Origin of the sequence: Catellatospora bangladeshensis (genome assembly GCF_016862575.1) — a bacterium.
In the GTDB taxonomy this organism is placed as follows: domain Bacteria; phylum Actinomycetota; class Actinomycetes; order Mycobacteriales; family Micromonosporaceae; genus Catellatospora; species Catellatospora bangladeshensis.
Genome location: NZ_BONF01000011.1, coordinates 56,921 through 74,367 on the forward strand (window position 1 = coordinate 56,921; position 17,447 = coordinate 74,367).

The 17,447-nt window shown below is 68.9% G+C and carries 21 protein-coding genes; 4 read left to right on the forward strand and 17 right to left on the reverse strand.

Annotated features, from left to right (window positions below; translation table 11 throughout):
• Positions 1-29: 29 nt before the first annotated feature.
• The 4 genes from Cba03nite_RS11035 to Cba03nite_RS11050 are packed head-to-tail and all read right to left on the reverse strand — an operon-like array spanning position 30 to position 3,771.
• On the reverse strand, positions 30-962 hold the full coding sequence (locus Cba03nite_RS11035; protein WP_203744894.1) for a hypothetical protein: 933 nt from the start codon (positions 960-962) through the stop codon (positions 30-32).
• Positions 959-1,597, reverse strand: coding sequence for a GNAT family N-acetyltransferase (locus Cba03nite_RS11040; RefSeq protein ID WP_203744896.1), 639 nt, complete (start codon positions 1,595-1,597; stop codon positions 959-961). The genes Cba03nite_RS11035 and Cba03nite_RS11040 overlap by 4 nt, the downstream gene beginning before the upstream one ends.
• Positions 1,594-3,108: an APC family permease gene (locus Cba03nite_RS11045; protein WP_203744898.1), complete on the reverse strand. Its 1,515-nt coding sequence runs from the start codon at positions 3,106-3,108 to the stop codon at positions 1,594-1,596. The genes Cba03nite_RS11040 and Cba03nite_RS11045 overlap by 4 nt, the downstream gene beginning before the upstream one ends.
• A gap of 27 nt (positions 3,109-3,135) precedes the next feature.
• Positions 3,136-3,771, reverse strand: a complete 636-nt coding sequence (locus Cba03nite_RS11050; protein ID WP_203744900.1) for a GOLPH3/VPS74 family protein — start codon at positions 3,769-3,771, stop codon at positions 3,136-3,138.
• Positions 3,772-4,215: 444 nt separating this feature from the next.
• Between Cba03nite_RS11050 and Cba03nite_RS11055 the strand changes: the two genes are divergently transcribed.
• The 3 genes from Cba03nite_RS11055 to Cba03nite_RS39685 all read left to right on the forward strand — a co-directional run bounded on the left by Cba03nite_RS11055 (position 4,216) and on the right by Cba03nite_RS39685 (position 6,892).
• Positions 4,216-5,091, forward strand: coding sequence for a helix-turn-helix domain-containing protein (locus Cba03nite_RS11055; protein ID WP_203744902.1), 876 nt, complete (start codon positions 4,216-4,218; stop codon positions 5,089-5,091).
• Positions 5,084-5,284 (forward strand): DUF397 domain-containing protein, encoded by a 201-nt coding sequence (locus Cba03nite_RS11060; protein ID WP_203744904.1) that lies wholly within the window; start codon positions 5,084-5,086, stop codon positions 5,282-5,284. The genes Cba03nite_RS11055 and Cba03nite_RS11060 overlap by 8 nt, the downstream gene beginning before the upstream one ends.
• Before the next feature lie 297 nt (positions 5,285-5,581).
• On the forward strand, positions 5,582-6,892 hold the full coding sequence (locus Cba03nite_RS39685) for an NsdA family TPR-like regulatory protein (RefSeq protein ID WP_373315742.1): 1,311 nt from the start codon (positions 5,582-5,584) through the stop codon (positions 6,890-6,892).
• Here Cba03nite_RS39685 and cutA read toward each other — a convergent pair.
• From cutA to Cba03nite_RS11130, 13 genes are all read right to left on the reverse strand, one after another.
• A complete protein-coding gene (gene cutA, locus Cba03nite_RS11070; RefSeq protein WP_346112305.1) occupies positions 6,889-7,221 on the reverse strand; it encodes a divalent-cation tolerance protein CutA in 333 nt (110 codons plus the stop codon). The genes Cba03nite_RS39685 and cutA overlap by 4 nt on opposite strands.
• A 182-nt stretch (positions 7,222-7,403) precedes the next feature.
• A complete protein-coding gene (locus tag Cba03nite_RS11075) occupies positions 7,404-8,696 on the reverse strand; it encodes a hypothetical protein (RefSeq protein WP_203744905.1) in 1,293 nt (430 codons plus the stop codon).
• On the reverse strand, positions 8,693-9,415 hold the full coding sequence (locus tag Cba03nite_RS11080) for a GGDEF domain-containing protein (RefSeq protein WP_203744907.1): 723 nt from the start codon (positions 9,413-9,415) through the stop codon (positions 8,693-8,695). Before Cba03nite_RS11080 ends, Cba03nite_RS11075 begins: the two co-directional genes overlap by 4 nt.
• A 159-nt stretch (positions 9,416-9,574) precedes the next feature.
• A complete protein-coding gene (locus Cba03nite_RS11085; protein WP_203744909.1) occupies positions 9,575-10,192 on the reverse strand; it encodes a hypothetical protein in 618 nt (205 codons plus the stop codon).
• Positions 10,182-10,604 (reverse strand): hypothetical protein, encoded by a 423-nt coding sequence (locus tag Cba03nite_RS11090; protein ID WP_203744911.1) that lies wholly within the window; start codon positions 10,602-10,604, stop codon positions 10,182-10,184. Before Cba03nite_RS11090 ends, Cba03nite_RS11085 begins: the two co-directional genes overlap by 11 nt.
• Positions 10,601-11,155, reverse strand: a complete 555-nt coding sequence (locus tag Cba03nite_RS11095; RefSeq protein WP_203744913.1) for a hypothetical protein — start codon at positions 11,153-11,155, stop codon at positions 10,601-10,603. The genes Cba03nite_RS11090 and Cba03nite_RS11095 overlap by 4 nt, the downstream gene beginning before the upstream one ends.
• Before the next feature lie 162 nt (positions 11,156-11,317).
• Positions 11,318-11,494: a hypothetical protein gene (locus Cba03nite_RS11100; protein WP_203744915.1), complete on the reverse strand. Its 177-nt coding sequence runs from the start codon at positions 11,492-11,494 to the stop codon at positions 11,318-11,320.
• Between the two features lie 42 nt (positions 11,495-11,536).
• Entirely contained in the window at positions 11,537-12,109 is a 573-nt protein-coding gene (locus Cba03nite_RS11105; RefSeq protein ID WP_203744917.1) for a hypothetical protein, read from the reverse strand.
• 23 nt (positions 12,110-12,132) lie between these two features.
• A complete protein-coding gene (locus tag Cba03nite_RS11110) occupies positions 12,133-12,351 on the reverse strand; it encodes a hypothetical protein (RefSeq protein WP_203744919.1) in 219 nt (72 codons plus the stop codon).
• Between the two features lie 63 nt (positions 12,352-12,414).
• Complete coding sequence (locus Cba03nite_RS11115) at positions 12,415-12,867, reverse strand: hypothetical protein (RefSeq protein ID WP_203744921.1); 453 nt, start codon at positions 12,865-12,867, stop codon at positions 12,415-12,417.
• 323 nt (positions 12,868-13,190) lie between these two features.
• Positions 13,191-13,832, reverse strand: coding sequence for a hypothetical protein (locus Cba03nite_RS11120; RefSeq protein ID WP_203744923.1), 642 nt, complete (start codon positions 13,830-13,832; stop codon positions 13,191-13,193).
• A gap of 498 nt (positions 13,833-14,330) precedes the next feature.
• Positions 14,331-15,173, reverse strand: a complete 843-nt coding sequence (locus Cba03nite_RS11125) for a TRM11 family SAM-dependent methyltransferase (protein ID WP_203744925.1) — start codon at positions 15,171-15,173, stop codon at positions 14,331-14,333.
• Entirely contained in the window at positions 15,170-15,739 is a 570-nt protein-coding gene (locus Cba03nite_RS11130; RefSeq protein WP_239125642.1) for a hypothetical protein, read from the reverse strand. Before Cba03nite_RS11130 ends, Cba03nite_RS11125 begins: the two co-directional genes overlap by 4 nt.
• A gap of 257 nt (positions 15,740-15,996) precedes the next feature.
• Between Cba03nite_RS11130 and Cba03nite_RS11135 the strand changes: the two genes are divergently transcribed.
• On the forward strand, positions 15,997-16,767 hold the full coding sequence (locus tag Cba03nite_RS11135; RefSeq protein ID WP_203744927.1) for a hypothetical protein: 771 nt from the start codon (positions 15,997-15,999) through the stop codon (positions 16,765-16,767).
• Positions 16,768-17,447 lie beyond the last annotated feature (680 nt).

Consider the following 17,447-nt stretch of genomic DNA (forward strand, 5'->3'; position numbering starts at 1 on the left):
GGGCGGTACCGGCCCGGCTCGGGTGTGGGCTAAACCGTTATGCCGCTGGTCGGGGTCTGGCTGTCGCGGCGGTCGAGCGTCAGGTAGAGGGTGTAGTCGTCCAGCACGTAGCCCGGGACGCCTCGTTCCGAGGCCAGCAGGAAGCCGGTCTTGCGGTCGAACAGCAGGCAGAACCGGATGCCGCCTTCGGTGACGGCCACGCCGATGGCCTTGCGTCCGGCGCGGTCGGTGACTTCACCGAGGAACGTGATGCCGGGTTGGACGGCCACGAGCCGCAGCAGCGCCGTCCGTGCGGGCAGGTCGAGGTACGTCTCGCGGTACAGGCCGGTGACCGCGTCGAAGAACACGATGGGCCGGATGGTGAGGCCGCACGATGGCGGGCATGGGTCGGCCAGCGGCTGGCCGCCGTTGTCGTTGTCGATGATCTTCGCCAGCTCGGTCGGGTTACCTGACGGGCGCCCGTGCCGCTCGATGAACGACTCCATCTCGGCGGGGTCGCCGGTGTCGCGCTTGGGGGTCACCCCGGCGAACGTGCCGGGCACCCCGATGCGCGCCATGTCGAACGATGCCGCTGGCTGGCCAGGGAGGCGCTGTTGCGAGCGGATCAGGCCGCCGTCGTCGGTCCGCCAGTCTTCGCGGCGGAAACCGATGATCTCAGCGTCGGCCCGTGACCACTCCTCGACCTGGAGGTAGTAGTACCGCCCGTGTGTCGCGTCGCTGGGTGCGGCGACCAGCAGGTCGGCCACGGCGATCAGCGGCCCGGAGGCGTCGGTCGGCGGCGTCGGTGAGGCGGCTCCCGGCATCACGGTGAGCGCGACGTTGACCGGCGTTGGCGTCAGCGAGGCGAGTCCGCTCGGCGTGAGCGCCACGGCCCCGGCCGATGCCACCACCAGGACGGCGACGGCTACAGCGGCAGGGCCGAGCCATCGGCGGCGGGTGGGGCGTGCAGGTGCGTCGGTCATGACCGGGCGTCGTCCTCTCGTGCGGTGGGTTGGGCGGCCTGCGGTTCGCGCCACATCGGCCACAGGGGCGGGCCGTCGTCGGGCAGGTGGAACGCGTCCCGCGCCGTGTAGTCGTGGCGCAAGTACAGGTCGCGGTTGCGGGGCATGCTGGCTTCCAGGTACGCCGGGATGCCTTCGGCGTCGAGCTGGGCGTGGTGGTGGGCCAGCAGCGCCGACCCGATACCGCGCGACTGCTGGCTGGGCAGGACGCCCAGGAACAGCAGGTGGTGGTGGAACACTCCGTGCGGGTGCTGCTCGTCGAACGTCTTGTCCAGCGCGCGGAACCGGTCGGCCCACGTTCCGGTGGCCTCGGCGAGCTGCCGGTCGTAGTTGTCGGGGCCGGGGGTGTCGTGGTCGCGTGGAAGCCAGATCGCCACGCCGGTCAGGTCGTCGGTGACGTCCACGAGGCCGTGGGCCAGACCGTGCCGGACGAAGATGTCGAAGTAGCGCAGGTAGACGTGGCGGCGCACACCGATGCCCGGGATGAGCCAGTTGCCGACCGGGGAGATCAGGAACGCGTCGGTGAGCAGCGCCGTCAGACGCCCCGCGTCGGTGGGCTCGGCGCGGCGGATGGTGAGGTCGCGGGCGCCGGTCATGGCTGCCTCGCCTCGGCCAGAGGCGCGGCCGGCGCGAACGGGTTGGCCGAGGCGGCGTTGACTCCCATGCCGATCGCCTCGTACACCGCGGGGCTCCACGCCTTGAGCAGCCCGGCCCAGACCAGGCCCGCGATAGCCGCGACGCCGAACGAGGCGGGAAACAGCCAGCGCAGCGGCGAATCCGGTGTGACGCCGAGGAGCACGTCGAACTGGTCGATGGTGAGGTAGAGGACCCAGCCGAGGGCGATGGTCGCCAGCACGGGGGCGATCACCCTGCGCCAGATGTTCTCGCCGAGCCGGTCGCGGCCGAAGAACCCGATCACGGCGGCCGACGTCAGAGTCATCAGGATCAGGACGCCGAGCCCGCCCGACACCGTAACCCAGAAGAACAGGTGCACGATCGGGTCGGCGTGCGCGATGGCGTAGCCGATCAGCACCACCAGGGCCAGGACGCTCTGCGTCACTGAGCCCCACTTCGGCGCTCCGGTGACCCGGCTGGTGCGGCCCAGGAAGCTCGGCAGGACCTTCTCACGGCCCAGGCTGAACAGGTACCGGCCGACCGTGTGATGGAAGCTCAGCAGCGCTGCGAACAGCGAGGTCACGAACAGCATGTGGCCCAGGTCCACGAAGAACTGCCCCAGCTGCGGCTGCACCAGTTTGAAGATCAGCTCGGTGCTGTACTGCTGGGCGTCGGGCACGATCTTGTCCGGTCCGGAGGCGACCGTCAGCGCCCACGCCGATCCGCCGTACAGCAGGCCCGTGATGGCCACGGCGATGTAGGTCGCACGGGCCACCGTGCGCCGGGGGTCCTTGGTCTCTTCGGAGAACACCGTGGTGGCCTCGAAGCCCACGAAGCCCGTCACCGCGGTCACCAGAGCCGCGCCGATGCCCGGGGCGATCAGGTAGCTGGGCGACAAGGTGGAGAAGCTGACCGAGCCCTCAGCCGGATGCGTGACCATGACGATCGCGAACAGGCCCGCGACGGCGACCTCAGCGGCGAGCATGACGGCCAGGACGTGTCCGTTGAGGTCGATGCGCAGGACGCCCAGGACGGCCACGATCGCCCAGCCGATGAGCGCGCACAGCCACCAGGCGATCGAGATGCCGAACCGGTCGTGCAGCCAGCCGGACAGCACCGCGCCGAAACCGCCGTACAAGCCGATCTGCATGGCGTTGTAGGCCAGCACGGCGACGAATGCCGCTGCGACACCGGTCGGTTTGCCCAGGCCCTGGCTGACGTAGCTGTAGAAGCTCCCGGCGTTGACGACGTGGCGGGACATCGCGACGTAGCCGACCGCGAACAGGGCCAGGATGACCGCGACGGCCAGGTACGCCACTGGGATGCCCTTGCTGCCCGTGATCGCGAATCCGCTGGTGGCACCTCCGGCGGTCACCGTGAGCGGCGCGGCGGCGGCCATCACGAAGACCACGACAGCGGGGGTGCCGAGTTTGCTGCGGGCCAGGGTGTTGGCCACGTTGCTCGAGGTGGCCGGGATTCTAGCGAAGGGCATAGGGAACTCCTGAATCGTGGGGGTGGGTTACTTGTGGCGGTGCGCGAGCACCGCCTCCCCGATGACCTCGTGCGTGTACCGCAGCAGGCAGGTCATCGGTGGCCACAGGTTCGCGACCTGGCTGTGCAGGAAGTCGAACGTCTCGGCGGCGGCGTCCAGGAGCAGCCGACGCTCCAGTCCCGTGGCGACGGCGAGCCCGGCAAGGGCGAGTTCGTTGTAGGCCAGAGGCTCGTGGCGTCGGATCAGCTGCGACAGCACAGCCCATGGACGGGCGGCCTCGTTGATGTCGACCGGTACGTAGAGCAGCCCGGTCTGGCGGCCGAGCTTGCGGACCGGAGTCATCCGAACGTGGCCGCCCCGCAGCAGCCTCTCAGCGATCTGGGTGGCGGCGTCCTTGCTGAAGAAGGTCAGCCAAGTGCTGACGCTGTGCCGGCGGCCTTCCTCCTTGACGAGGTGATCGAGGACTAGATGCATCAGCGAGTCCTCGGGCGGCTGCCGATTCTTGATCAGCACACCGGTGTCGTCGACCTCGACGTGGCGGCTGCTGATCAGCTCGGCGAGCAGAGCAGCGCCGCAGCCGACGTTGAGGGCTTTGGTGTGCAGGCGGGGCTTGCCGGTCACGTCATCGTGGGCAAGCCGGAAGAAGTCATCGCCGAGCATCATCGGACCGGCCTCCCTCGGTGGCGATCATGGACGTCTGACCCAGCCCGCCGCCGCGCTCTGAGTAGCTACGACGGCGGGCGGGCGCTATGTGCGGCGGGCAGGGACCGGTATGGTCAGACCGCACGCGCTTACGTGCGGGTCTCACTGCCGGTCCTTCTGCGCCTCCGCAGGGCCGTAACCCGACCGGGCTGGAAGCTCGGCCGTGACCCAGGGATCGATACATCGCTTGCGGTAGGTCCACCTTCACGGACAGTCCACATAGACCGGAATCCCGATCTAACACCCGGCCTGATACTCGTTCTGATACCCGGATGGCCTCTGAGCAGGACCTCGATACGGACCGTCACCACGCTCAGGGCTTGATCACCAAAATCCGGGGTTACGCTGACCGCACAGCCGCTGAGCCATTGCCCACCGGCGATGGCTTGTACCCGGAGGTGCGTAGTGATCAGCCCGCTCGTGCGCCGCCGAAGGCTTGCCCAGGAACTGATCCGGCTCCGTGACGCGCATGGGTACTCATCCGCCCACGTCGCCTCAGCCGTAGGTGTCTCACGTCAGCGCATCTCGGAGCTGGAGAACGGTCGCGTCGTTCCCAACCTCGATCTGGTCGCCAAGGTTCTGAAGTTCTTCGCAGTACCCGAGGCGCAGAGGCAGCAGCTCATGACCATCGCCCGCGACACGCAGGAACGCGGATGGTGGGCCACCTTCGCCGAAGAGATGGGCACCCGCCAAGCGCTCTACGCCGACCTCGAAGCTGGCGCGAGCGAGATTCACGAATACCAGATGGTGTACCTACCGGGCCTGCTCCAAATACAGCCCTACACCGAGGCGCGCATCCTGACGGACCGCCCAGACGGGGCGACCTACAGCCTCGCCCGAGCACTCGAAGCCCGCGCCGGCCGCCAGCTCGTGCTGGAGCGACCCGACGGCCCCACCTACGAGGTCATCATCGACGAGCTGGCGATACGCCGGTACGCAGCACCCCCACCGGTGATCGCCGAACAGCTCGACCACCTCGTGATGGTCGGACACGAACGCCCGACCATCACCATCAGGGTCCTGCCGCTCGCTGCCGAGATCCGTCAACACGCCGTACCCCGTTCGGCGTTCTTCACCTACCGGTACCCGGACCCGCAAGACCCTGTGGTAGCCGCCGTGGACACGGTCACCGATGACCTCGTCCTGACCGACGAGACGGGCGTCAACCGCTACCTCGACCTGTACGCCCGGTTGCAGGAGGCAGCCATGTCGCCTGGCGACAGCCTCGACTACCTCGCCACAACGGCCGAGGAGATCAGGAGAACGATTCACAATGGATGAACGGCAGTTCGGTCCCTGGAGAAAGTCCACCCGCAGCGGTGGCGCCGACAACTGCGTCGAAGTCGCTACTGGTCCTGATCGGCAGATCGGTGTCCGCGACTCGAAGAACGCCGACGGCGGCATCCTGGTCTTCACTCCAGGTGAGTGGGCGGCCTTCGTAGAGGGGGTACGCAACGGCGAGTTCGATCTCTGAATAGGCATATGGCCGCCAACGCCGCTGCGGGGGTTGGCGGCCCCGCTGTACTGAACCGGGATGACCATCGGCGCAATGCCCTGATCACCGCAGCGCGCAACCCCCATCGATGCATGCTTGAACCAAATGGGGACACCCTGGGACCATGTAAGCGCGTGTAATGGGCAAACCAACCGTACGGATACGTCGTCACCGATCGACCTTTGGGGGCAGTACGTGGGCAGGCGCATCGTGCCGAACGACCGGCTAAATGCGGCCCGGAAGGCCCTTCTGTCGCCATCCGGTTCTGGCCGCCCGATGTCGCGCCAGGAGTTGGCAGACGCGTGCAATGCCGAACTGGCCGTGAGGTACACCGACCGCGCGGGCAAGCAACGGTGGGCAGGACTCACTGAGAAGGCGATCGGCGCGCTTGAACGTGGCGACATCCGGTGGCCGAACGACGACTACCGGTGGGCGCTATGCCGTGTGTTGCAGGCAGACGAGCGAACCCTCGGCTTCTATATCGACCGACCTGACGCCTCGGGTGAGCGCAGTTCCGTCAGCAGAACAGCCGTCCACACGGGCGTTCAGGGGACGTGGTCTGCGGCTGACGACGCAGATACCGTGGATGCTGTGAAACGCCGTACTGCGCTCACCCTCCCGGCAATCTCCCTGATGGCTGCTGCCCTTCCAACCGAGCCCTGGAAACGGCTGTCCTACATCCTTGAACACCCAGGTCAGCTCGACGAGGCAACCCTGGGCCACCTGGAAGGGCGCACTACGGAGCTGTTTCGCCAGGAGGAGCAGCTGCCAGCCCGCCAGCTGGCCGCCCAGCTAGGGGCACACGTCCAGCGGTTGCAGCAGCTGGCGGGCCAGGTGCCCGAGCCGTTCGCGCGTCGGGTTCTCGCGACTACCGGTGAGGCATTGGCCTTGGCGGGCTGGGTCGCTTGGGACAGCAAACAGTACGCGTACGCGGAGGAGCTGTACGGCCGGGCGCTTCGTGTCGCCACCGACGCCGGCGACGGGCCTCTGTACGCCTGCGTGCTCGCTTACCAGAGCTATGGCGCTGAGGCGGCTGGCGACTTGCCGTATGCGCGGGAGCTTCTGAGGGCGGCCCAAGGGTTGGTGCGTGGTGAAGGAAGCGCAGGAACGCGTGCCTGGCTCGCGGCGCGGGAGGCGGAGGTGGACGCGGCCCTAGGAGAATCGACGGCCGCGCTGCGGGCACTCGAACGCGCGATGACGGCGTATGACTACGCACATCCGCATCGGGAGCGCTCGTGGACGGGCTTCTTCACGCCGACGCGTCTGGGGAGCATGACTGTCACCGCGTACGCGCGTCTCGATCACGCCGACCTGGACTCGACGGCCGATGCGGTGGTCGCCGCGCTTCCGCCGACCGATGCGAAGATCAAAGCGGTGATCCTCGCCGATGTGGCTGCCGCCGCGGTCCAGCGAGGCCGAAATGATCGTGCAGCTTTACTCGGCCATCAGGCGCTGGATCAGACGATCAGCCAAGAGGCGAGCTTGGGCCGCCAGCGCCTTCGCGAGCTTCACCTCATGATCGTGGGTAAGCGAAGCGATCCAGCACTGGCTGAACTGGATGACCGGCTGTTGGCCACCGTTGCCTAACCCCTCGGCGCTGTCTCTTCACCGACCCAGGAGAGATAGGCAGGATTCCCAGCGAGGATAGGAAGTAGGACGATCTCGGGGACGTCGTAGCTGTGGTTGTCGCGGATGTGCTGCTCAAGGTCGGGGTAGCGGTCGCTGGTCACCTTGAACGTGACGTACCACTCCTGGGCGGTCTCGACGTTGCCCTGCCACCAGTAGGTGCTGGTGATCGGTCCTGAGACCTGACCGCAGGCGGCGACGCGTGCTTCGACGGCGCTGCGGGCCAGGGCGTCTGCGGCCTCGCGCGAGTCGGTCGTTGTCACTACCTGGGCGTACTGGTAGTCGGTCACTGTGATCCTCCGTAGCGCGGGTGCGAACCCTGAAAGCCTAGCTTCGGCCAGAGCCCTACGTCATGGCTGAGGATGGCACTCAAGATCGCCCTGGCCTCCAGCCATAGCCGTCGGGGTCAAGCAAAAAAGGGCGGCGATATGCGTGGTGGCAGCTTGTCGCCGCCACCACGCATTCGATCTAGTTAGTCACCGGTGGGCTTGTCGCTGGTTCGCTGATCCAGGATGCGCACCGTAGTGCTCAGCTTGATCGGTGCGTCCTCCGGGCCGCGTAGGAATGGATGGATGTAGACCGGTCGGCGTAGGACTCGGCCAGGTCCGTACGCCTGGTTTCGCCAGTGTCCGGTGACCCACACGCGGCTGGTGTAACTTCGGCTACTGCCCGTCCCCGAGACCCTACCCGTGTCGTCTCCTTGAGTGTGGGCGCGGACACGGACGATGCGTACGTCGGGCAATGGCCGCTGGGCGCGGGCATACTTCTTGCGTACCGCCTTGTCGATCTCTACGGGTACATCCTCGGCGGCCTTCTGCGCGATGAGCAGCCAGGTTGCCAGCAGGATGGCGGAGTGGTTGTCGGGTGACCCGTCGATGAGCTGGTCATGGCGCAGCTGGTACGCGCGTACTGGTGCCAGCCAGCCCACGTGTTCGCGCAGGTGTTGTAGTGGGTTGTCCTCAAGGCCGCTGCCGATGGCACGGTAGACGACAGCCTCGATCGCCTCATCTCGCAGTGACCAGGACACGGCGGCGATCCTGTGCGTTGTCGCGGGGCGGCTCCAGACGAGTAGCCCGTCGTCGCATGGTGCGAGGTCTTTGCTGACGGTGACTGCCGGCATCTGCGAGGCGGCGTGTTCGGCCAGCTCGGTAAACGTGTTGTCGATCCAGTAGAGGCGGGCACGGTCGAGGCTGTCGGCGAGTTGGCCTCGCATGTGGCTGATGTGAAGGGTTGTCGGCAGCTCGTCCGGGCTGCGGTAGAACGATGCCAGCCTGTCGCGGACTTTCGGCAGCTCGCGGGGGTTGAGATTGAGGTCTGGCCAGGCGGTGGTGGTAAGCAGGACGCGGCCGGGCAGCCGCTGGCGCAGGAATGCCTGGTGGAGCTTGTTGGTCTCGGCGTGGGCGAAGGGGATGTCGTGCACGCGCATGCGCCGTACCGCGCGGTCGACCACCTTCAGCGCGCGTCCGGCGTCGAGGTCGGCCATGCAGGGGACGCAGGCGGCCCAGGTTTCTCCCATGTCCTGTAGCAGGCCCGTTTGGCTGCTGGTCGCCAGCACCCGGACATTGCCTCCGAGCAGGGTCCACATCGGGTGCGGATCTCCGCAGAAATCGCAGGTCCGGTTTACGGTGTCGAGCTGGCTGGTCGGGACGGGCACCGGCGGATGCCCGTCGTTGTCGCGGTACATGGGGTGGATGTAGTGGTCATCGAGGACGTTTAGCGGAACGAGGCAGGTGGCGCAGGCCATCTCCTCACGAGGGCTGGTCATGCGGTCACGCCCCGCTGCTGGTGCAGGTCACGCAGGCGCGGTCCGCGGCGGGCCTCGCTGGGCGGCATGGTCATGCCGGGGGTGTAGAGGGTGTGCCGGTTCCGGCCGCCGCGCTTGGCGTGGTACATGGCGATGTCGGCGTTGTGGAGGGCGACGTCCTCGAACGGATCGGTGCTGTCAACCACGGCGATGCCGATGCTGGCGGTGAGGGTGACGGCGACCGGGCCGGTTTCGGCTTGGACTTCGATCGGTGCGGCGATGGCCGACAGCAGGGCGTCGGCGAGCGGGGAGATGCCGTGCTGGCGGACGGGGAACAGGGCGGCGTACTCGTCGCCCGCATGGCGGGCGATGTCGCCGCCGTAGAAGGCGGCGATATGGGTGAGCCGTTCGGCGATCTCGGTCAGCACCTCGTCGCCGACGCCGTGGCCGTGGTCGTCGTTGATCTCCTTGAACCCGTCCAGGTCTATCAGGACGGCCACGATCGGCTGGGCTGGGTTGGCGGCGGCGAAGGCGGCGTGCGCGGTACGCAGGCCGTGCCGGTTGTAGAGGCCGGTCAGCGGGTCGTGGGCCAGTTGCCAGGCGGCGTCGGTCAGCTGGGCGCGCATCCGGTCGACGATGTGCCAGGCACCGAGTGACGCGAGCGCGGAGCCGATGACGGCCCCGGCGAGAAAGGTGAGCGCCGTGTAGATGCTGGCGATCACCAGGACTGTGGTGAACACTAGACTCTCCAATTCCGGTTGGAGACCCGGGACGCTGCGTTTCCTAGGCGATGGCGTCCCGGGTCCTGGATGTGAAGACGGCCCGCCTTCTGGCGGGCCGTCTTTGTGCTTCTGCCGCCCTCGGTCGGGCAGCGTTTCGGGTGGTGCTGTGCGGGAAGGTCAGCTCGGCGTGGCCGGCGCGATGGAGCCGTCGAAGCTCCAGGTAGCGCCGACGCGGGCGGGGTGGCGTCCCGTGCTGGACCCGCTGCCGGGGTGCGGCGAGCGGTAGGGTTCGTCGGTGCGAGGCCACCGGCCGCGTACCTCGTCGGGCTCGCGCACCGCGCCGGGCGGCCGGTGCTCGTACCGTTCGCTGATCACCTGCACGTAGTCCACGTCGGATGCGTAGGCGACGTAGAGGCCGTTCTGGATGGTGCCGCCGAGCCGGTCGCAGCACGCGACCCGGACCGGGTACCAGCCGTTGACGAACAGGCTGACCTGATGCCCGCACGACAGCGCCAGCAGGAACACCACGAGGCGGTGCAGCTGCCAGCCGTCCGGCGGCGGGTCAGCCGGGCCAGACTCGTCGCCGTTGCCGGGGTTCGCGCACGGAGCGCAGATCGGCCCGTGGTCGGGGTCGTATCCGGCGTCGCACTGCTCGCAGACGATCTTCAGGCACGAGCGGCATTCGCCGGAGGCGGTGGTCTGCAGGTCGGTGCCGCAGTAGCCGCACGGTCCGTGCATGCACGCGTCGTCGTGGTGGCCGGGCCGGTGGGCCAGGCAACGGTGCCTACTGGTCATCGTCGCCGTCCGGGGCGTGGCGGTAGACGGCCTCGGCGGTCAGCGGCAGACCGGTGAGGTTGGCCGGGGCGCTGATCTGCCGCCAGCCGATGAACTCGCACGCCAGCCATGTGACGGCACCTTCGGTCGTGATCGAGACGACGTCGCCAGTCGACAGCGAGCGGCGGCGCATCAGCCGGTACGCGCTGGCGATGAGGAAGTCGGCCTCGCCCTCCGGCGTGCCGCGGCCGGACTCCAGCATGTCCAGGTCGGCGTTGAACACTCGCCAGGCCCACTCGGCGATGTCGAGCGGGTCGGTGCCGGTCGGCCAGTCCCGCCAGTGTGAGATCACCTGCCGGAGCTGGTGGCCGTTCTCGTACTCGAAGAACCGCGACTCGGTGTTGTGGTAGATCGCCACGACGTGCATGGTCATGACCGGCCCTCCGGCGTCGCGGAGACGATCGGCCGGACGCGCAGCAGCTGGGCGGGCGTGATACGAGCGGCCAGGCGCCGGGTCCTCGGATGCGTGTAGACGCTGTACCCGCTCGTCCAGGCGAGACTCCACGACGATGCCGGCCGACCGAGCCGTGCCTCGGTGGTGGGGTCGCCGTTGAACGCGATGCCGAGCGCGGACAGCTGCGCCTCGATTGAGGTGGTCTGGTGGTGGCTCATCCGCCCGGCCAGCATCGGGCACGCCAGCGCGGTGTATGCGGCGCACTCGGGGTGCATGCCGGGCTCGTCGGCCGACATCGCGTCCAGGTCCATGTCGCGCATCGCGAACACGATCCGGCGCTCCAGCGGGTCGCCGCAGGTCTGGCACAGCCGGTTGATGAGCGCGTCGGCCTGGCGGTCGCTGTCGACCGCGCCGAAGCGGTACCGCCCATCGGGCAGGCGCAGGGTGGTGTAGGGGACGACGAGTCCGCCCATGGTGGGGCGGGTCAGGAGTCGGGGCGGGATGCCGGGGCTGTGGTCGTTGGGGTGCAACGGATTCTCCCTGTTGGGGTGGGTGGAATCCGGGCACGGCCGTGCGGCCGCGCCCGGGGGTGCGCGGGTTCGCGCGGTCGGCCGGGCGACGGCCGTGTTGTTGTTGCGGTGCAGCGGTTCAGCCCGCGTGCCTATTGGCGGGGCCAGCGGGCGGGCCGGGTGTCAGCGACGCCGGGTCCTGGTCCAGGTCCACTGGAAGGCACCCAGGGCGTAGAGCCCTTCGGCGTCGGGGTGGCAGCGGTCGATCTCCAGGACCCGTTCGTCGGACAGGGAGTGCTGCTGCCAGGAGATGACGGCGGTGTCGCCGTCGAACGCGACGGTTGGGAACTCGCCGGGCATGCTGGCTGGGTTGCCGTTGAGGTCGTCGAGGTCGGCGATGATCTAGGCGACGGTGGCTCGGGTGAACCGGGGCAGCACGCCATCGGCGATCTGGTAGCCGTCGGCGATCACCGCCGGGTAGCTCAGTCCTTCTAGGGCTTCGGCGTCGACCTCGGCGGTGATCCAGGTCGCGTCGGCCGGGACGATCTCGCCTCGGTGCTCGGCGGTGCCCACGGGGAACGGCCAGCCGATCGGGTCGATCCACAGCCAGTGATGGCCGCTGTCGACGCCGAGGCGGATCGTGTCGATCACCGGGCGGACGGCCCCTTCGCGGTGCCCTTCGAGCAGGACCAGGTCACCGTCCGGGTGGGCGTGCCGGTGGTTGCCGTGGCGGCCGGTCGCGGGATGCGTCCAGGTGTACGCGTACGCGCGGTGCGGCTGGCCGGTCTCGTCGTACCAGGCCGGCGATCCGTTGGAGCGCAGCGTCTCGTCGCCGGTGTTGGTCTGTTCCCAGATCAGGCCGGGGGCGGCGGTGGTGCTGCCGATCAGCGGCATCGGGGTGTTGGTGGTCGGGGTGTGCATGGCGTGCTCGGCCAGGGGGCTGACCTCGGCCAGCCGCCACCAGGTTTTGGACATGGTGATGCCTTTCGGGCTTGGGGTTAGGGAAGGTGCACGACGTGGGTCGTGCCGTCCGGGGCCAGGACGTGCACGGTGCCGTCGTCGCGGGCGTAGGTGAGCAGGGTCGCGGCCAGGCGTATCGCGCCGTTGATGGCGTCGGTCTTGTTGTCGCCGCTGGCGGCTATGAGCGCGTCGAGGCTGCGGTTGGTGCGGCCGGTGGCGTTGAAGGTGTGGCGGGTCAACCCGCCCGGGTCGGTCATCGGGACCTCCAGGTATGGCGACGGCGCGCGTCCGCTACGGGTACGCGCGCATTCGGGCAGGGGTTATCGGGGCATGGAGAGGTGGGTCTCTTTGAGGTACCCGGCGGCAACCTCTCCGCTGGCGCCGGCCTGGCTGAGGCAGTCGGTCAGGGCCTTGGCCGCCGCGGCGGGGATGGTGGCCGAGCCCGCGAAGGCGTGACGGTTGATGTGCTCGGCCAAGCCCTGCACGATCTGGGTCAGGTGCGCCTGCACGAGGTTGAGCCCGCCGACGAGCCGGGCCAGCTGCGCCAGGTCGTGCTGGGCGGCGGTGTGGGTGATGACGTCGCCGAGGTGCTCGGCGGCCAGCAGCATCACGTGGACGGTGGCCACGGTCTTGGCCGGGTTGAAGTAGGACTCGTCGCCGAACAGCTCGGCGACCTGGCCGATGACGGCCTGGCCGTCAGGGTGCAGGCGGGGCGCGTCGGCCAGCTGGGCGAACCAGTCGGTGTCTGTCAGGTACCAGGCGGGTTTGAGCATTTGTCCTCCTCGGGACACGAAAACGGCGGCCACCGGGTGGGTGGCCGCCTATGTGCGGGATGGGGGTACCGCGCCCTGGTCGCGTAGGCGAAGGGCTTGGGCTTATGTGTGCCTGATCTGGGTCAGGCGGCGGCGGCCGACCGGGATGCGGTGGGCACGGTGCCGTCGCGGGCGACGTCAGATCAAAGGGCACATAGGAATAAGGAGAACCTTCAGGCTAAGCCGCCCGGACGGTAGTCGGGGCGACCTGTCAGGCTCGCTGACCTGTCAAGACCTGTCACGACCTGGCAGCCCGCGAACCTGACAGCTCACCGCCTGTCAGGTCACAGCTGGCGCGGCTCGTCGGCAGGCTGCGTGACTTGCTTGTCGCGGTCGTGAGGGGTGGGCCAGAACAGGACGCGGGGCAGCGGCCCGGACCGGTCGGCGGCCCGCGATATCAGTAGCGGCACGAGCATCAGCAGCACCGTCGCGAGCCGCGTCAGCGGCCTTGGGCCGTCCCAGGGCACGGCCAGGAGCACGGTGGTCGCGCCGAGCACGACGGTGTCGATGACGACCTGAGCCGCCTTCGCCGCGTGCCACAGGCGCGGCGAGTTGGACCAGGAGGCGTGTGAGCGCAGTGCCTGCCCGGCTGACTCGGCGACCATGAACGGCAGCCAGCCGACGAACAGCAGCAGCGCGACGCCGAGCAGCCGTGGCCATCCGGCGGCCCAGGCCGCCAGGAGTACGCCCACGGTGGCCAGCCCGACGAGCGGGCCGATCCACCGGTTGCCGGTGTCGATGAGGCTGTAGAGCAGGCGCGACCATCCGGCCAGGCAGAACCCGGCGACGACGGCCAGGGCCACGATGATGGCGAGGTTCCCGCCGGTCACCGCGAGCCCGTTGACGACGATGACGGCGGCCAGCAGCGACAGCGCGTTCGCGCCGGCATAGGTGTGGCGCTCTGCGCGGGTCAGGAAGTTCAGCATGTTTGCCTCCAAGAGGTTGAGGTGAACCGGGCAGGCCGCGGTGCGCGGCGCCCGGGGACTTCGCGAGAGAGGGGGTAGAAGGCGCACGCCGACACCGCGGCGGGACTCCGCCGCGACGCGGGGTCGGCGGGTACCGCCGAGCGGGACTCGGCGCGGCCGGGCTGCGGGACGAGTCCCGGTGCCGGCCGCGTGAAGCGGGACCTCAAGCGGGACCAGTCCCGCTGAGCGGGAGGCCGGTCCCGCTCGCCGTCGGGCCGTGGTCCCGTTGCGTGCTTGCCGACCGGGACCGTCGGATGCCGGGTTGGCTGCCCGAGCGGGACTCGGCGCAGGGTCGCGGGACGACGAGGCAGGCGGGCTGCCCGCGAGCGGGACAGCTGACGCCGGAGGCGGCGGGACCGGGCTGACCTGCCCCGATCCCGCCGCCCCTCATCGGCCAGCTCGGATGTAGGCCGCATGCACCAGCAGCTTCACCCCGCTTGACCTGCACTTATTCGGCTGTCACGGGCGCCGGAGCACCCAGACGTCCTCGTGTGCCACGAGGTGCACGGGGACGCCTTCGGCGCGGGCGCGACGTACTGCCATCAGGCCAAACATGCTGGCCCGGTGCACGATCTGGCCGTCGCGGACGGCGGCGAGCATCGCCGCGCACCGCTCCACCGGGACCAGGCCGACTGACGTGGCGACGGCGAGCAGCTCGCCGGGCAGGTCCACGAAGTCGTCTGGGCGGCGGCGTACCGGTCGGCATGTGATGACCACGGTCCCGCCGGGACGCAGCAGCTGATAGGACGCCGCGAGGATCTGCTCGAACCCGTCGAGCAAGCGGGACCAGCTGCCGTAGGCGAGGTTGCCGTCCGAGCGGTCCCCATAGAGGTGGTCCCGCTTGCGTACGCCGGTACTCGTCGCCCGCACGAGACCGTGAGTCCCCCTGCCGTACGGCGGGGAGGTGAGCACGAGTCCCGCTTTGCCGACCGCGGACGCCGGGACCAGATCGAGCAACTTGGTGGCGTCGCCGGTGATGACTCGCCCGCTGCCGGCCGCGCCCTGCGACGAAGCCAGGGCCACGTTCGCCTCGGCCAGGGCGGTGAAGCGGGGCTCGATGTCGATCCCGATGCCCTCCCGCCCGAGGTGCATGGCCTCCACGAGGGTGGTGCCCGACCCGCACATCGGGTCGAACACCAGGTCTCCCGGCGCGGTGTACGTGCGGATCGCGTTCGCCGCGAGGTTGGGCAGCATCTTGCCCGGGTGGCTGCTGCTCTCCGGCACGTAGCGTCCTCGCCGCTGGTCCCGCGACGGCTGCTGGCATGTCAGCCACACCGATGTGACCGGCATCGGCTCGGTCATCTGCGACCGCCGTTCCCGGCCCCGCTGTTGCGCAGGATCAGCACGTCGGTGTGGATGTCGAGCAGCGTCTCCTGCCGCCGCCGGGGCGGCTGGTCGGCCGCCACGATGTGCTGCAGGTACGCCAGGCCCGCCGTCTTGGCGGCGATGATGACGTCAACCGATGCGGTCACGTCGTGGTTGAGCAGGACGGCCACGCAGCCGCCCGGAAGCAGCGCGTCACGGCAGCGGCCGAAGAACTCCACCGGCGTCATGCCGTCGACCGGCCAGCCGGTGACGATGAGCCGCGCGGGCTCCCGCCCCCAGCCGGTCTGCCGGACGGCGTTCAGGTGGCTGCGGCGGCTGGCCGCGATGACCGCGCGGGCCAGCTGCGGCCCGTCAGCCAGATCGATGATCAGCTCGCCGGGGTGGGTGAGGTTGTGCACGAGCCGCACGCCGAGCTGGTTGGACATGGTGTCGCCCTTGCGCGGGGCGGGCACCGGCCAGACGGTGATCGGCACGGGCACCTGGCCCGACACGACGTCCCCGACCGGGACAGGTGCGCTTTGGTGGTTGGTGTTATCGGTCATGGGCACGGTGGCCCCCGGACCGGCGGGCGTACTGACAGTGCCTAGAACGGGGCTGTTGGGCCGATCGAACCCGCCCCCGACCTGACAGGACCAGTCAGCGGCCGGGCGGGCGGGCCTGTCTGACAGGCGAAAACCTGACACGACCTGTCGAAACCTGTCCCGATCTAACAGAGGCTTCTGCTGTCAGGTCGCCTGTCTCCAATCGAGTGGTGAGCCGCCGCAGCCGGCGGTCGGCTCGACCACGAGGGGACACGACAATGCCAACCACCACCTCTTCCTTCCCCACCGGCGCCCTGGCCCAGGCGGAGAAGGCATTCGAGCTGTTGACCTGCGAGCCTGCGCCGCTGAGCTTCGACGCCCGCCCGGTGCCGGGCCTGCCGGACAAGACCATGCCGTTGGACGCGCTGCGCACGATGATGCTGTTCGAGAAGCCCGACAGCGACACGATCGACGCGACGTGGCGGCAGCTGGCCCTGCACGCCCGCGAGTGGGGACCAGCGTGGGTCGTCGGCGCGATCGGCGTCGCCCTGCCCGCGCTGACGCACTTCGCCGCCGGGTTTAGCCGCAGCTACCCCCGCCACGCCGAGGACATCGACTCGGAGATCCTGGCCGCGTTCCTGCACGCGCTGCGCACCGCCGACCTGGACCGGCCCCGGCTGTGGTACCGGCTGACGTGGGCGGCCTGGCGCGGAGGCGAGGCGGTCATCAAGAAGATCCGCGACACCGAGGAACTTCCCCTCGACCTGTCCAGCGGATCGCGTACGCCGAAGATGCCCTACGGCCACCCGGACCTGCTGCTCGGACGGGCCGCCGCCGCCGGCCTCATCTCGCCGGAGAGCGCGGAGCTCATCAGCGCGACCCGGTTCGGTGACGCGCTCATCGAAGCCCTGGCCGCCGAACAGGGTGTGACCGCCTCCGTGCTGCGCATGCGCAGGCGCCGTGCCGAAAGGGCCGTGGCCGCAGCGGTTGCGCGAGGCGACCTGTCCGGCCCCGTGCGTACTCGGCTGCGCGAGCCCGCGCTCGCCTGACCAGCGCCGCACCCGAGCACCACCAGGCCGCCCCGGGCACAACCCGGGGCGGCCTTTTCGTGCTCTGGCACCGGTTGCCGTGCGCGTGTCCCGTCTCAGTGAAGTTGCCCCGGACGGATGCCGTTGACCTGGACCGGAGCAGGTTGATTGAGACGGACGGCGCTCGGCTGTCTCAATCAACCTGCCCGAGAATCGCGTTTGGTTCTCGCCGTCTCAATGAATCTGCCCCGAATCGCCGTTCTCTGAGCGGTCATGGATTCCGTGTCATCGCAGGTGGGCGTCCTCAACATGTGGCTCGGCAGCTTCGCACGTGTCCGGTCTCAGAAATCCTGTCAAATGATCATGCGGTGAGCTAGCTTGCGACAAGTAGATGGAGACGAACGAGGCGGTCTCGGCTCGGGCCGTTGCGTCAACGAGATGCGACGTGGCTCGATGTCCCAAGGATCATGTCATCGGTCGGTGCCCGTGAGCTGGACTTCGACAGGAACAGCGAGACTTGGGCGGTCAGGATTCTCGGTGATGTTGGCGGATTCGATGCATCAACCGGTGCCGACGGATGACCATAACCGGTCCTACCCACAGGTCGCCCGCCTGCGCAGCTGTAACCGTGAGTCACCATCTGGGCCGCGCGTCGGCTAATAGCCTGAACCGGGCCGCACCGGATCGCGGCAGATTGGTGC